This window comes from Corallococcus praedator, from assembly GCF_003612125.1.
Taxonomy (GTDB): domain Bacteria; phylum Myxococcota; class Myxococcia; order Myxococcales; family Myxococcaceae; genus Corallococcus; species Corallococcus praedator.
In genome coordinates this window covers 1-468 of the sequence record NZ_RAWI01000931.1, presented here as the reverse complement: position 1 = coordinate 468, position 468 = coordinate 1, and the positions used below count along the sequence as shown (strand labels likewise).

The window sequence follows — 468 nt, the reverse complement described above, 5'->3', positions numbered from 1 at the left end:
ATCTGGTGGATGCTCACTGCCTTATTCGCCACGCTTTGGAGCGCTTTGCTGGCCGTGTTGGGAGCGATCGCAGGCGTTGCCGTTGGCTATGTGATCGCGTTCTACACCTCTTGGGGAACTGAGTTTGCGGATTGGCTGTCGCAATTAACGTCTGGGCTAGATTTCGCGATCGAAACAGACCTGCTAATTTTCGCCTTGGCCGGATGGGGCACAGCTTGGGGCTTGACGGCGGCGGGCGGTTTGGGGCAGCGGCGACGCTGGTGGTCAGGTGCGATCGGCAGTTTGGCCTATCTAATTGGCTGGCTGAGTCTGCAAAGCGTTCAAATCGAAGGAGCAACAGCCGGATTCACCGTGTTTGCGGCGATCGCGCCTCCCCTGCTCGTGCTGGGCTTGGGAATGACCAGTGATTCGCTGATGCGGGCGATTGTGGCGATCGTCGGTATCACTCCCTGCATCGCAATTCTGGCT

1 protein-coding gene is annotated in these 468 nt (G+C 58.5%); it reads left to right on the top strand.

The genetic code is table 11. The annotated features are described in order from the left end of the window. On the top strand, positions 1–468 hold a 468-nt coding region (locus D7Y13_RS46325; protein ID WP_208734604.1), incomplete at both ends, for a hypothetical protein.